Annotated in this window: 14 protein-coding genes; 7 read left to right on the top strand and 7 right to left on the bottom strand. The window is 57.2% G+C overall.

The window, feature by feature from the left end; genetic code table 11:
- Nucleotides 1–258 precede the first annotated feature (258 nt).
- The 5 genes from RQ738_RS01900 to RQ738_RS01880 all read right to left on the bottom strand — a co-directional run bounded on the left by RQ738_RS01900 (nucleotide 259) and on the right by RQ738_RS01880 (nucleotide 4,935).
- Nucleotides 259–933 carry a TIGR04211 family SH3 domain-containing protein gene (locus tag RQ738_RS01900; RefSeq protein WP_314161687.1) on the bottom strand — a complete coding sequence of 225 codons (675 nt, stop codon included), beginning with the start codon at nucleotides 931–933 and terminating at the stop codon, nucleotides 259–261.
- Nucleotides 934–1,044: 111 nt separating this feature from the next.
- Nucleotides 1,045–2,094 (bottom strand): ABC transporter ATP-binding protein, encoded by a 1,050-nt coding sequence (locus RQ738_RS01895; RefSeq protein ID WP_314161686.1) that lies wholly within the window; start codon nucleotides 2,092–2,094, stop codon nucleotides 1,045–1,047.
- A 43-nt stretch (nucleotides 2,095–2,137) separates the two neighbouring features.
- Nucleotides 2,138–3,043, bottom strand: a complete 906-nt coding sequence (gene argF, locus RQ738_RS01890; RefSeq protein ID WP_314161685.1) for an ornithine carbamoyltransferase — start codon at nucleotides 3,041–3,043, stop codon at nucleotides 2,138–2,140.
- An 11-nt stretch (nucleotides 3,044–3,054) separates the two neighbouring features.
- Nucleotides 3,055–4,251 (bottom strand): acetylornithine transaminase, encoded by a 1,197-nt coding sequence (locus RQ738_RS01885; protein WP_314161684.1) that lies wholly within the window; start codon nucleotides 4,249–4,251, stop codon nucleotides 3,055–3,057.
- A gap of 168 nt (nucleotides 4,252–4,419) precedes the next feature.
- Entirely contained in the window at nucleotides 4,420–4,935 is a 516-nt protein-coding gene (locus RQ738_RS01880) for a urate hydroxylase PuuD (protein WP_314161683.1), read from the bottom strand.
- Between the two features lie 201 nt (nucleotides 4,936–5,136).
- Between RQ738_RS01880 and RQ738_RS01875 the strand changes: the two genes are divergently transcribed.
- The 4 genes from RQ738_RS01875 to grxD all read left to right on the top strand — a co-directional run bounded on the left by RQ738_RS01875 (nucleotide 5,137) and on the right by grxD (nucleotide 9,341).
- A complete protein-coding gene (locus RQ738_RS01875) occupies nucleotides 5,137–6,684 on the top strand; it encodes a hydantoinase B/oxoprolinase family protein (protein ID WP_314161682.1) in 1,548 nt (515 codons plus the stop codon).
- The gene (locus tag RQ738_RS01870) at nucleotides 6,678–7,025 is read left to right on the top strand and encodes a BON domain-containing protein (protein WP_314161681.1); all 348 of its coding nucleotides are present in this window, start codon (nucleotides 6,678–6,680) and stop codon (nucleotides 7,023–7,025) included. The genes RQ738_RS01875 and RQ738_RS01870 overlap by 7 nt, the downstream gene beginning before the upstream one ends.
- A 54-nt stretch (nucleotides 7,026–7,079) precedes the next feature.
- A complete protein-coding gene (locus tag RQ738_RS01865) occupies nucleotides 7,080–8,861 on the top strand; it encodes an N-acetylglutaminylglutamine amidotransferase (RefSeq protein WP_314161680.1) in 1,782 nt (593 codons plus the stop codon).
- 138 nt (nucleotides 8,862–8,999) lie between these two features.
- Nucleotides 9,000–9,341 carry a Grx4 family monothiol glutaredoxin gene (grxD, locus tag RQ738_RS01860; RefSeq protein WP_314161679.1) on the top strand — a complete coding sequence of 114 codons (342 nt, stop codon included), beginning with the start codon at nucleotides 9,000–9,002 and terminating at the stop codon, nucleotides 9,339–9,341.
- 94 nt (nucleotides 9,342–9,435) lie between these two features.
- Here grxD and rnt read toward each other — a convergent pair whose 3' ends face one another.
- Nucleotides 9,436–10,065: a ribonuclease T gene (gene rnt, locus RQ738_RS01855; RefSeq protein ID WP_314161678.1), complete on the bottom strand. Its 630-nt coding sequence runs from the start codon at nucleotides 10,063–10,065 to the stop codon at nucleotides 9,436–9,438.
- 145 nt (nucleotides 10,066–10,210) lie between these two features.
- On the opposite strand from rnt, the gene RQ738_RS01850 reads away from it, so the two are divergent.
- From RQ738_RS01850 to RQ738_RS01840, 3 genes are read left to right on the top strand one after another with little or no spacing between them, the layout of a single operon-like run.
- Complete coding sequence (locus tag RQ738_RS01850) at nucleotides 10,211–11,119, top strand: LysR family transcriptional regulator (RefSeq protein WP_314161677.1); 909 nt, start codon at nucleotides 10,211–10,213, stop codon at nucleotides 11,117–11,119.
- A gap of 43 nt (nucleotides 11,120–11,162) precedes the next feature.
- On the top strand, nucleotides 11,163–11,510 hold the full coding sequence (locus tag RQ738_RS01845) for a Crp/Fnr family transcriptional regulator (RefSeq protein ID WP_314161676.1): 348 nt from the start codon (nucleotides 11,163–11,165) through the stop codon (nucleotides 11,508–11,510).
- 18 nt (nucleotides 11,511–11,528) lie between these two features.
- On the top strand, nucleotides 11,529–12,602 hold the full coding sequence (locus RQ738_RS01840) for an AI-2E family transporter (RefSeq protein ID WP_314161675.1): 1,074 nt from the start codon (nucleotides 11,529–11,531) through the stop codon (nucleotides 12,600–12,602).
- A gap of 11 nt (nucleotides 12,603–12,613) precedes the next feature.
- On the opposite strand, the gene RQ738_RS01835 is transcribed toward RQ738_RS01840, so the two are convergent.
- Complete coding sequence (locus RQ738_RS01835; protein ID WP_314161674.1) at nucleotides 12,614–13,069, bottom strand: hypothetical protein; 456 nt, start codon at nucleotides 13,067–13,069, stop codon at nucleotides 12,614–12,616.
- Nucleotides 13,070–13,073 lie beyond the last annotated feature (4 nt).

Below are 13,073 nucleotides of genomic sequence, written 5' to 3'. Positions count from 1 at the left end.
GATACACATTCATCACACACCCTGATACGCTGATAGCTAAACAGCCTATCGAGAGAGATACAAGGTCGGATTAGGAGTGATAACGACGTAATCCGACAGGTTTTTTTAAAAGGCTTCTTAATATTTAAAGCTCTTAAGAAAAATCTGTCGGGTTACGCTAGCGCTAATCCGACCTACAGCTACTTTGCGTTCTCTGCGCCTTCGCGCCTCTGCGTTGGGCTTTTAAAAGATCATCATTCATCAATCCTCGATCATCAATCACAAAGACCCCCCGCCCCAGCTTGAACGTTTCTGCCAGCGGATGCGGGTTAGCAGGATACCGAAGATAATGCTGATTAGCACGATGGCGGCGCCGGCGATAAACCATTCGCGTTCGTCGCGGCTTTTGAGATCGGCATTCTCCTGGCGGAGTAGCTGGACTTCACTCAGGTGTGTGGCGAGTTCTTGCCGCAATTGTTCATTATTCCTGGCGAGTTCGAGTGGGCGCGCCGAAGCCTGCTTGAGGCTTTTCAGTTCCTGCGCCGTTTGTTCTGCGCGCTGCCTGAATTGCTCGCGTTGCTTTTCCACTTCGATACGGGCCTGTTGTTGATCGGCAAGCTGTTTTTTCAGGCTGGCATTCTCGGCGCGGTATTTCCCGGTTTTGTCTTGCGCGGCCTCAAGCTGGTCACGGGCTATCGGCGTAGGCGTCAGGTATTGCGACAGTACCCAGCCTTTCATTTCCCCGGCCTGAACACGGGCATATTGTTTACCGTTGTTGACAACTTCCTCGATGACATTGAGCCTGGCACCGGAACGTATCATTTTAACGATCTGGTGCTGATTGCTCGGGCCGCTGCGCACAGTAATGGTAAGTTCATCGGACACATAGCGGGTGTCGGCAAGAACGGCTGCACTCGCCAGAAAAAGAATAAAGCTGATTAACCACTTGTTCACGGATAGGCCTCCCGAATGCCCGGGTTACTGTTTTTACAGGGGTATTTTAATCGCAGATGAGACTCTCAAAGAGTGCTGTTCTTCACAGTTTAACGTAACCTTGAGGACGGATCAGGCCTCGTGCGGAAAGGCCACCATGTGCGGGGCGTCGATACGAATCGCCACGTCATCTCCCAGGTTATGGTCATGGTGACTCGGGAACATGGAGAGAATACGACGGCCGGTCGGTAGTTGCAGGGTATACATGATCTCGGCACCCTTGAAGGCCTTGTTGATGACCCTGGCGATCAGGTGACTGTCACTGTCAGGGAGAATATCATCGGGGCGCAGCAGCAGGTCCACCTTGCTGCCTTGCGGCCACTCGTAGGCGCGATCGCCCGTGATGCTGCCCACCTCGGTCTTGATGGTGTCCGGGGCAATCAGTTCGCCGGGCAGGAATACGCCCTGACCGATAAAGTCGGCTACAAATCGATTCGCCGGATCGTGATAAAGATTGTAAGGCGTATCCCATTGCATGATACGACCTTCGTACATGACGCCGATCTGATCACCGATGGCAAACGCCTCGTTCTGGTCATGGGTGACGAGGATGCCGGTAATGCCCTGGCCCTTGAGAATCGTGCGCACCTCGAGACTCAGGCGTTCACGCAAGTCGATATCAAGATTGGAGAAGGGCTCATCGAGCAGAATGATGTCGGGATTGGGGGCCAGTGCGCGCGCCAGGGCGACGCGCTGTTGCTGGCCGCCGGAAAGCTCGTGCGGGTAACGATCGCCGAAGCCAGCCAGGCCGACGACCCCGAGGATATCCTCGGCGATAGTCTTCATGGCGAGCCTGGAGAGGCCACGCAGACCAAAGCTGACGTTCTGGCAGACGGTCATGTGCGGGAACAGGGCATAATCCTGGAAGACCATGCCGATGTTTCGCTTGTGTGGCGGCAACGATGAGGTCGGCGAGGCGATTACCTTGCCGCCAAGAATGATTTGTCCGTTGTAAATGGGTTCAAAGCCGGCGATAGCGCGCAATACGGTGGTCTTGCCGCAGCCGCTCGGGCCGAGCAGGCAGATGATACTGCCTTCGTTGACATGCATAGACAGGCCGCTCACCGCCGGGCGATCTTCGTAGCGGCATTCGATGTCTTTAAGTTCGAGAAGTGATGTCATGCGTTCAGTATAGAGGCTTTAAGCGATGGTGTTAAACGCCGCCTTAACGCATCAGGAATTCGAGCAGGGCCTTTTGTGCATGCAGGCGATTTTCCGCCTCATCCCAGACCACGCTCTGCGGGCCATCGATGACATCCGCGGTCACTTCCTCGCCACGGTGGGCGGGCAGGCAATGCATAAACAGGGCATCGTCATTGGCCTGTGCCATGACTTCGGCATTGACCTGGTAATTGTCAAAGGCCCGGGCCCGACCAGCCGATTCGTCTTCCTGGCCCATGCTGGCCCAGACGTCGGTGACCACCAGGTCAGCACCTTCACTGGCGGTCAGCGGGTCACGCAGAACCTCAACACGGTCAGCGGCAGGCGCCACGATTTCGGCATCCGGTGCATAGCCTTGCGGGCAGGCAACGCGGAGTTTGAAGTCAAACAGGCGCGCGGCATTGATATAGGAGTGGCACATGTTGTTGCCGTCCCCGATATAGGTCACGGTCTTGCCGGCGATGCTGCCGCGATGCTCGACATAGGTCTGTATATCGGCGAGCAGCTGGCAGGGGTGATAGCTGTCGGTCAGGGCGTTGATCACCGGAACCTGTGAATATTCGGCGAAGCGTTCGATCTTTTCATGCTCGAACGTGCGGATCATGATGATATCGACCATGCGCGACAGTACCCGTGCGCTGTCTTCAATCGGCTCACCGCGGCCAAGCTGGGTATCGCGGGGGGAGAGGAAGATCGCCTGCCCACCAAAGTGCGCCATGCCGGTTTCAAATGAGACGCGGGTGCGGGTCGAGGATTTCTCAAACACCATGCCGAGCACCTTGTTTTTTAGCGGCTCGTATATAACATCGCCGATCTTGTGCTGGCGTTTCAGATGGATAGCGCGATCAATCAGCGCCTGTGCCTCAAGGGGGTCAAGATCCAGCAGGGTCAAAAAATGTCTAACTGCCATGATAGATATCCTTAGGCCCGGGCGCTGGCCGGGGTATCAGCGACAAAGGCCTCCACCAGGCTGCTGACCTTGTCTACGATGATGTCGGCTTCGGCATCGCTGATGATAAGCGGCGGCAGCAGGCGCACGACCTTCTCCGCGGTCACGTTGATCAGCAGGCCGTCAGCCAGGGCCTCGCGGACCAGTGCCGCACAGGGCATATCAAGTTCGATACCGAGCAGCAGACCGCAGGCGCGGATATCCGCGATATGCGGGTTTTCAGCCAGGCGTGCCTTGAAACCGGCAACGAGTTTCTGGCTGAGAACATGGGCGCGTTCCACCAGTCTCTGCTCTTCCATGCTGTCGATCACGGCGATTGCCGCGCGGCAGGCAAGCGGGTTGCCGCCAAAGGTCGAGCCGTGGTTGCCCGGCTGGAAGAGGTCGGCGGCCTTGCCGGCGGCGAGACAGGCACCGATAGGGACGCCGTTACCGAGTGCCTTGGCCAGGGTCATGACATCCGGCTGGCTGTTGCTGTGCTGGAAGGCAAACCATTTGCCGGACCGGCCCATGCCTGTCTGGATTTCATCGAGCATCAACAGCCAGTCGTTTTCATCGCAGAGGGCGCGCAGGCCATCCAGGTAATCGGCGGCAGGGATATTGATGCCGCCTTCGCCCTGCACGGGTTCGACCAGCACGGCGACCACACCATCGGTGTTTTTGGCCACGGTGCGGATGGCCTCGAGGTCGTTATATGGCACACGGATGAAGCCCTGCACCAGTGGCTCGAAGCCGGCCTGTACCTTGCGGTTGCCCGTGGCCGACAGGGTGGCCATGGTCCGGCCATGGAAACTGCCATCGGCGACAATGATATTCGGTTTGGCAATCCCTTTCTTGTGGCCATACAGGCGGGCGATCTTGATCGCGGCCTCGTTGGCCTCGGCCCCCGAGTTACTGAAGAACACGCTCTGCATGCCGGCGAGTGCCGTGAGTTTCTCCGCCAGCAGGTTTTGCGCCTCGATGCCATACAGGTTCGAGGTATGCACGAGGGTGGCCGCCTGGTCGCAAATTGCCTTGGTTACAGCCGGGTGGGCATGGCCAAGGCCGCATACGGCGATCCCGCCAAGGGCGTCGAGATATTTGTGGCCTTCGCTGTCCCACAGCCAGGCGCCTTCGCCATGGGTAAAGTTCACCGGCAGGCGGGCATAGGTGTTCATGAGTGCATCGATCATCAGCTTGTCCGTAGAAAACAAAAAAGGCAGCCCCGCAAGGGTACCGCCATCAATAGAGACTGAATTCTAAACCTAAATAACTATAAATCAAGATATTTAATGCGAGCTCTAAAAAACAAAACCCGGTGCCTCGGCACCGGGTTTCGCCTTGATTACCTGCCAGCGGTCTTACAGCGGCATACCACCATTGTGGAAGGTGCTGGCGGTCATGGCCAGCAGCATCGGGATCGACAACACGGTATTGGTGCGTGAGGCCATCAGGGCCCAGACCTTGCACTTGGCAATTTTCTCGGGTGTTGCCTCCTTCATGCCGAGGATGCGTTTCTGGCAAGGCCAGATGATGCCCCAGACGTTCAGGAGCATGATGGTACCCAGCCAGGCACCGACGCCGATAACGGCGGCATGGTCTTGCAGGGTAAAGGCAGCATGCAGAATGCCCAGTTTCCACAGGGCCGCGGCACCAGACAGCCAGGTCAGCAGGGCCGCCCAGCGGAACCAGGCCAGGGCGCGCGGTGCGATATATTTGTTGATGGCAGCCGGACCGGGCTCCTTGTCAGCCAGGGCCTGACCAACGCCGGGAACCTGTACGAAGTTGAAGTAGTAGAGCAGGCCAATCCAGAGGACACCGACAACAACATGGAACCAGACGGTCCACTCAACGGGGTTGGAGGTTTCACCTTTCATAACGAAGGCCATAATGAGGGCCAAGATTACACCCGAGATGATAGTCCCCGGGACAGATTTTAATGGATTCATGATGTGATCCCCTTTCTTATTGAATAACTTAGCAAATTAGTGGGCCATTATAAGCAAGCCGGGACTGAATGCAATATGCGCCCATGATTTATGTCCTGGCCGGGTGCAGCTCTGCTAAACTCCGCCCGCATGAACGCCGTTGATCTGACACTGTTTGCCAGCCGTATTGAAGCCGTTTGCGAGGAAATGGGGGCACGCCTGCAATGCGCGGCGTTTTCACCGAATATTAAGGACCGCCTGGATTTTTCCTGCGCCGTGTTCGATGCCGGGGGTGAATTGTGCGCGCAGGCGGCACACATCCCGGTACACCTTGGCAGTATGGCCTATGCCATGCGTGATATCGTGCGCGAGGTGGAGTGGCATCGCGGTGACATGGTGGTGCTCAATGATCCCTATTTCGGCGGCACCCACTTACCCGATGTGACCCTGATAGCACCGCTGTTTCTGGACGAACAGCTGCTCGCCTTTGTCGTCAACCGTGCCCACCATGCCGATATCGGTGCTGACTCGCCGGGCTCGATGCCCATCAGTCATTGCCTGCAGGAAGAGGGGCTTATCATCCCGCCGTCGAAACTGCTCCGCGGCGGTGCGATTGACGAGGCCATGTTTACCCACATCATCAGCCACTTGCAGCACGAGCAACAGGCGCGCGGGGATTTTGCCGCCCAGATCAGCGCCAACCAGGCCGGTCTGACCCGCCTGCAGTCACTCGTCACGGCTCTGGGGCGTGAGGCCTTCGCGCAGGGCCTGCTGGAACTGAATGATTATGCCGAGCGCCTGGCGCGCACGGCCTTGCGCGACATCCCCGATGGGGAATACCGCTTCGAGGATGTGATGGATGATGATGGCCTTGGCCATTTCGATTTGCCGATCGTGGCGACGGTTACTGTCAGCGGTGACAATATCGCGGTGGATTTTAGCGGCACGGTCGCGCAGACCCCCGGCAATATCAACTGTCCCCTGTCGGTGGCTGCCGCAGGCGTCTATTACGTCTTCCGTTGCCTGATGCCGGCGCATACCCCGGCGTGTGCCGGCACGTTTCGCAGCATCCGGTTCAGCGCGCCGGAGGGTTGTTTGCTGAATGCGAAGCGCCCGGCCGCTGTCGCCGCCGGTAATGTCGAGACCAGCACGCGCGTGGTTGACGTGGTCATGGGCGCGCTGGCACAGGCGATCCCGCAGCGCATCCCCGCCGCCAGTCACGGCAGCATGAATAATGTTGCCATGGGCGCGCGCGGCGCGCGCTCCTGGGATTATTACGAAACCCTCGGCGGTGGCATGGGCGCCGGTGCAGAGGGCGGGGGCCTGAGTGCGGTGCAAACTCATATGACCAATACCCTGAACACGCCCATCGAGGTGCTGGAAATGCACTACCCCTTGCGTATCAATCGCTACGCGATCCGGGATAATTCAGGTGGTGCCGGGCAGCGCCGGGGTGGTGATGGCCTGGTGCGTGAATATGAATTTCTGGCCCCGGCATCGGTGACACTGCTTACCGAGCGGCGGCGGCATTCCGCCTGGGGTGTGGCGGGTGGCGGGGCCGGGCAGGCCGGCGAAAACCGGTACAATGACAAACCGGTGGCCGGTAAGGTCAGCCTGCAGGTCGAGGCTGGTGACAGGCTTTGTATCAGCACGCCCGGCGGCGGCGGCTGGGGGAAGGAGGCAAGCAGAAAATGCTAAGGCAATTACTCATGGCAAGTGGTTTTATTATGGTAACGGGACTGGCCGGCTGTGCCGGGGCCCTTGTTGGTAACCCGCCGTCAGGGGATTATCAGGGCACGCACAGCAATCGCAGTCACGACCGGATCATTGCTGACGGTGCGATCACCTCGACAATCAAGTCACATTACCAGGCTGACAGTGTGCTCAAGGGTGTGCAGATCCAGGTGAGTACTTATCAGAATGTTGTTACCCTGTACGGGCAGGTCGCGAGTCGCTATATGGTGGATCGCGCCGTGCGCATTGCCCGTAGTGTGGACGGCGTCAGTCGCGTCGTTTCGAAACTGTCCGTGGCACCGTAGTTTGCCGGTGTAGCGATTTCTATGTCTCTTTGATCCAACTTCAGGAACGTCCTTGTGTGCGGTATTTGTGGTGAATTACGTTTTGATGGCTCGCATCCGGAGCAGGCGGCGATGGACCGCATGCTCAAGGTGCTGGCGCCACGTGGCCCGGATTCGGGGGACCATTACCTCGATGGCCCGCTGGCACTCGGTCACCGTCGCCTGGCGATCATCGATCTCTCGGCACGCGCCAACCAGCCACTGCTCGATACCGAGACCGGCAACCGCCTGGTCTTTAACGGCACGATTTATAACTACCGCGAGTTGCGTAGCGAGCTGAGCGCGCGCGGGCACAGTTTTGTCAGTGACGGTGATAGTGAAGTTATCCTGAAAAGCTATGCCGAGTGGGGCGAGCAGTGTGTCGAGCATTTTCACGGCATGTTTGCCTTTGCCATCTGGGACGTGCAGCACCGGCAGTTATTCATGGCCCGTGACCGGCTGGGCATCAAACCGCTTTACTATTCACATCAACGCGGTCGCCTGTGCTTCGCCTCCAACCCGCAGGCGTTGCTTGCCAGTGGCGGCATCGATACCTCGCTAGACGCGGTGGCCCTGCATCATCAGCTAACCCTGCACGCCGTGGTACCCGCACCGCGCACCGTGTTGAGCGGCATCCGCAAGCTGGAGCCGGGCACGACCCTGTCGATGCAGGTCGATGGCAACAAGCAACAACGCCGTTACTGGACGTTGAATGCCCAACGCCCGGCGCAGGCGATGTCAGAAGAGGAATGGGTCGAGGCAATCCACGTTGCCCTGCGAACTGCGGTTGACCGCCGTCGCCTGGCCGCCGATGTGCCTGTCGGCGTATTGCTTTCCGGCGGCCTGGACTCGAGCCTGCTGGTGGCCATGCTCTGCGAGGCCGGTCAGCAAGACCTGAAGACCTTTTCCATCGGCTTCGAAGACCAGCCTGAAGAGAAGGGCAGTGAATTTGAATTCTCTGACCAGGTCGTGGCGCGCTACGGTACCGAGCATCACAAATTCCTGATCCCGAATGACCAGGTGCTGACGCGCCTGCCCGAGGCCGTCGATCACATGGCCGAACCGATGGTTGGCCAGGATGCCGTGGCCTTCTATTTACTTTCCGAACGGGTCTCGCAAGAGGTCAAGGTCGTGCAAAGCGGGCAGGGTGCCGACGAGGTCTTTGGCGGCTATTTCTGGTACCCGCGCATGGCCGCCGAGCAAGGTGACTACCTCGAGCGCTTCCGCAAGCATTATTTCGACCGTCCCCATGATGAACTGCTCACCGCACTCGAACCGGCCTGGCATGGTCTCGATTACACCAGCGGCCTGATCGGTGAACGTTTGCACCGCGAGGGCGCGGACAGCTTCATGGACCAGGTGTTTCGCATGGACACGACCATGCTCATCACGGATGACCCCGTCAAACGCGTCGACAACATGACCATGGCCTGGGGCCTGGAGGCCCGTGTGCCGTTCCTTGATCATGAACTGGTCGAGCTGGCCATGCAGATGCCACCGGAAATGCGCATGCGCGAGGGCGGCAAGTATCCGCTCAAGGCCATCTCGCGTGGCCGCATCCCGGACGCGGTCATTGATCGCCCCAAGGGCTACTTCCCGATGCCGGCCCTCAAGTATGTGCGCGGCGAGTTCCTCGATTTCATGCGCGATATCCTGCACTCGCGGGCCTGCCGCGAGCGCGGCCTGTTCCAGCAGGCCTATGTCGAGCGATTGCTGGCCGCCCCGGAGCAATACCTGACACCTATTATGGGCAGCAAGCTCTGGCACCTGGCACTGCTTGAGTTCTGGCTGCAGCGTAATGTCGATGGGGTGGGCTAGAACCCCGGCTGCAAAACCTGTAGACTAACGGTATATTCAGGGTAAAACAGTCAGGTATTTGAAATACGGGTTTGCGTCCCCATATCTACGCCATCACCACCTGATTATTGACAGTAAAAACATGAGGTTGTATTTATTATGGATCCATTAGAACGCATCAAGCAGCAGGTCGAGAGCACCCCGATCGTGTTGTATATGAAAGGCACGCCACAATTTCCGCAGTGCGGATTTTCCGGTCGTACCGCCCAGGCGGTACAGGGTTGTGGTGTTGAGTTTGGTTATGTAAACGTCCTCGCCGATCAGGAAGTCTATGAAAACCTGCCGAACTTCGCTAATTGGCCAACCTTCCCGCAGCTTTACATCAATGGTGAGCTGGTGGGTGGTTGTGATATCACCCTCGAGCTGTTCCAGAGCGGTGAATTGCAGAAAATGGCCGAGGCCGCCACGGCCAGTGCGGAAGCCAAACCTGCAGCAGAATAAATTCAGGTCAGTATTCTGGAGAAGAACGGTGTCCCGGTAACGGGACACCGTTTTTTGTTAACAGGCAAGGCTTACAGGACGCATCTCACCGCGGTCACCGTTGCAGGTGATTCCAGGTATTCATGATCTTGCAGAATAACGCGGCGGTGCGCTCGGTATCGTAGAGTGCCGAGTGCGCCTCATTGTCGTCCCATTCCAGGCCGGCGGCCTGTACCGAGCGCGCCAGCACTGTCTGGCCATAGGCAAGTGCGCCAAGGGTAGCGGTGTCAAAGCTGCTGAAGGCGTGAAAGGGGCTTTTCAGTTTGGCGCGCTTGACGGCGGCGTTGAGAAAGCCGAGGTCAAAGAACGGGTTATGGCCAACCAGGATGGCGCGGCTGCAGTTGCTCTGTTTCAGCTCGGCGCGGATGGGCGTGAAGATCTTGTCCAGTGCCTCGTCTTCGCGTTTGGCGAGGCGGAACGGGTGATAGGGATCGATACCGGTAAAATCGAGGGATTTCTGCTCGAGGTTGGCTCCCGGAAAAGGTTCAACATGCACCGAGACACTCTCGCGCTGATAGAGCATGCCGTCCTTGTCCATGCCGATAGTGATGGCAGCGACTTCAAGCAAGGCATCCGTTTCCGGGTTAAAGCCGCCAGTCTCGACATCGACGACGACGGGCAGAAAGCCCCGGAAACGCTGATGTATAAGGGTTTTTTTGCTACCCGAAGCTGAATTTTCTCTCATACTATATAAGTTGGTTCTGTATAAACTGTTCTAATGAATGCCAAATGGCATATAATCGCAAGCCGGCCTGTTCTGAATGGCAGCGACGTCACCAGCAAGGATTGAGCGGGACGACTATAACCGATAAATACACGACAGGATCACCATGGCTGATCGTAGACTACAAGTTTTTCATACCGTTGCTCGTCACCTGAGTTTTACCAAGGCCGCAGAGGCCCTGCACATGACGCAGCCGGCGGTGACATTCCAGGTGCGACAACTGGAAGAGTATTTTAATACCCGTTTGTTCGATCGTACGCATAATCGCATCAGTCTGACGGATGCGGGGCGTCGCGTCTATGGATATGCGGACCGGATTTTTGAGCTATACGGCGAAATGGAAAATGCGGTACGTGAACTGACCGGCGAGATCAGCGGCCTGGTGATTATCGGTGCGAGTACCACGATCGCCGAATACATGTTGCCGGCCTTGCTAGGTGACTTCAAGGCCAAGTACCCGGATGTGAATGTGCGTCTGAAGGTGTCGAACACCGAGGGCATCGTGCAGATGGTCGAGAACAACATTATCGACCTTGGCGTGGTCGAGGCCCCGGTCGGTAACAAGAATCTCGCCGTAGAAGTCTGTCGGAAGGATCAACTTGTTCTGATTGTGCCCCCGGATCATGAGCTGTCGGCGGAGAAAAGTGTCGAGATCGCCAAGCTGGTCGATTATCCGTATATCTGTCGCGAGGAAGGTTCCGGGACCCGTGACGTGATTGCCGAGTACATGCAGACACAGGGTATCAAGGGTTCCTTGAGTATCAACATGGAACTGGGCAGCCCGGAAGCGGTAAAGGGTGCCGTAGAGGCCGGCATGGGTATCTCGGTGGTATCACTGGCCACGGTGAGCAAGGAACTGCAACTCGGCACGCTGGTGGCCTTGCCCCTGGAGCCGTCCCTGGAACGGCCGTTCTCTTTTGTTCATCAGAAGCAGAAGTTCCGTTTGCGTGCAATGGATGAGTTGCTTGAATTTGCCCGGCATTATTGCAAGACTCATCGTGACAATACCCTCTGAATATCAGTAGGCATACCTTTCTGCCCGGGCCGGTTAACTCATTATGACAGCGGTAAAAAACAGGTTGATTGAGATCCTCGGGCAATTGAGCCGCGCTGAGCAGGCGGCTCTCCTCGACTATGCGGAGTTTATGCTCTCTCGTTCCGAGCATGCCCGTACTCTCTCGATTCGCGAACCGCTCGATATTCCCCGTCCCGACGACGAATCGGTGGTTGCCGCGATGCGCCGCCTGACCGAGACTTACCCGATGCTGAATAAAGACAAGTTGTTGCACGAGGCCGCGGGCCTGATGTCAGAACATGTTATGCAGGGGCGGGCTGCAAATGTGGTTATCGATGACTTACAGGTCTTGTTTCATCGTCACTACGAAGCCCTCTGCAAAGAAGATTAAAACCAAAGGCCGCCTGGAATGTTTGAAGTGATAGGTAACTGGTTCAAACGACACTTCTCTGACCCACAGGTGGTCATGCTGGCGGTGTTGTTGCTGGTCGGTTTTCTTGTGGTCATTTATTTTGGCGAGATGCTCACGCCGGTACTGGCCAGCCTCGTGATTGCTTACCTTCTCGAAGGCCTGATCGGTATGATGCAACGGCACGGGGTACCGCGCCTGGTTGCTGTATGGGCAGCCTTCCTGTTATTTATCATTGCTCTGCTGTTCCTGTTGCTGGGTATGGTGCCGCTGCTTTCGGCGCAGGTCGCACAGTTTGTGCATGAACTGCCGCGTATGATCACCACCGGGCAGGAAGCCATCATGCGCCTGCCGGAACGTTACCCCGACTTTATCAACCAGCAACAACTCGCCGATTTGTTGAACAGCCTGCGTGCCGAGATCGCGACTGCGGCGCAAGGCCTGCTGGCCTTCTCGCTGTCATCGATCACCAATATTGTGACCCTGGTCGTGTACCTGGTGCTGTTACCCCTGCTGGTATTCTTCTTTCTCAAGGACAAGCAGCTTATCCTCGACTGGGCCAGCAGTTACCTGCCGCAGGACCGACGCCTGGCCAGTAGTGTCTGGGACGAGGTAAACGGTCAGTTAAGCAATTACGTGCGCGGCAAGTTCTGGGAGATACTGGTTGTCGGGCTGATCAGCTATATCACCTTCGAGACCATGGGGCTGCAGTACGCGATGTTACTTGGCGCACTGGTCGGCCTGTCCGTGATCGTGCCGTACATCGGCGCGGCGGTCGTGACCTTCCCGGTCGCAATTATCGCTTTTTTCCAGTGGGGCACCGGTAATGAATTCATTTACCTGATGGTGGCGTACGGTGTCATCCAGGCACTGGACGGTAACGTGCTGGTACCCTTGTTGTTCTCTGAAGCGGTGAATCTGCACCCGATCGCGATCATCGTTGCGGTGCTGGTGTTTGGTGGGTTATGGGGTATCTGGGGCGTGTTCTTTGCTATCCCGCTGGCGACGCTGGTCAAGGCGGTATTGACGGCCTGGCCAAGGGCAACTGCCGATATGGCGGCATCGCCCGAGTAGTCTGCCGGACGTTAGTGCAAGGCGACGGTGTTCTCGGATTGAATTCGCCACTGTGAATCTTCCTTTATGAAAACAATCTCCTTCTTCACCAGGTCGCGAAAGCTATCGGACTTGTAGCGCTGCCTGAAGCTGGCCTTGTAGTTACCGTTAGCTTCCTTGCTGATTACCAGACCGGTGATGCCGAGTTTTATCCACTTCTGTCGGGCAAATCGATCCTTGCGCCCGGCCACCCAGGCACGATGCGAGGTATTGCTATCCGGTCGGTAGTCTTTGCTGTAATAACTTGTATAGGTATAGGCATCCAGATTAATCCAGGCCTCTGCCCAGCGATCAATGACGTCGAATATTTTCTGTGACTCGGAGATATAACTTTCTTCGGCGGCAACGGGCTGTACCGACAAACCAAGGAGGAGCACGCCGGTAAGGAATAATCGTGCGGTCCTGTTTCTGTCGGTTAGCAACATCATGGTT

Origin of the sequence: Sulfuriflexus sp., assembly GCF_032250955.1 — a bacterium.
GTDB lineage: Bacteria > Pseudomonadota > Gammaproteobacteria > AKS1 > AKS1 > Sulfuriflexus.
Note: the sequence above shows the minus strand (reverse complement) of the source record. Positions and strands in the feature narration are given on the sequence as shown.

Bases quoted from the DNA above. Each gene is read 5' to 3' on its own strand.
- RQ738_RS01880 (WP_314161683.1), bottom strand. From the start codon at position 4,935: ATGAAAGGTGAAACCTCCAACCCCGTTGAGTGGACCGTCTGGTTCCAT.
- grxD (WP_314161679.1), top strand. From the start codon at position 9,000: ATGGATCCATTAGAACGCATCAAGCAGCAGGTCGAGAGCACCCCGATC.
- RQ738_RS01835 (WP_314161674.1), bottom strand. From the start codon at position 13,069: ATGATGTTGCTAACCGACAGAAACAGGACCGCACGATTATTCCTTACC.
- RQ738_RS01840 (WP_314161675.1), top strand. From the start codon at position 11,529: ATGTTTGAAGTGATAGGTAACTGGTTCAAACGACACTTCTCTGACCCA.
- RQ738_RS01885 (WP_314161684.1), bottom strand. From the start codon at position 4,251: ATGATCGATGCACTCATGAACACCTATGCCCGCCTGCCGGTGAACTTT.
- RQ738_RS01875 (WP_314161682.1), top strand. From the start codon at position 5,137: ATGAACGCCGTTGATCTGACACTGTTTGCCAGCCGTATTGAAGCCGTT.
- RQ738_RS01850 (WP_314161677.1), top strand. From the start codon at position 10,211: ATGGCTGATCGTAGACTACAAGTTTTTCATACCGTTGCTCGTCACCTG.
- RQ738_RS01845 (WP_314161676.1), top strand. From the start codon at position 11,163: ATGACAGCGGTAAAAAACAGGTTGATTGAGATCCTCGGGCAATTGAGC.
- RQ738_RS01895 (WP_314161686.1), bottom strand. From the start codon at position 2,094: ATGACATCACTTCTCGAACTTAAAGACATCGAATGCCGCTACGAAGAT.
- argF (WP_314161685.1), bottom strand. From the start codon at position 3,043: ATGGCAGTTAGACATTTTTTGACCCTGCTGGATCTTGACCCCCTTGAG.
- RQ738_RS01870 (WP_314161681.1), top strand. From the start codon at position 6,678: ATGCTAAGGCAATTACTCATGGCAAGTGGTTTTATTATGGTAACGGGA.
- rnt (WP_314161678.1), bottom strand. From the start codon at position 10,065: ATGAGAGAAAATTCAGCTTCGGGTAGCAAAAAAACCCTTATACATCAG.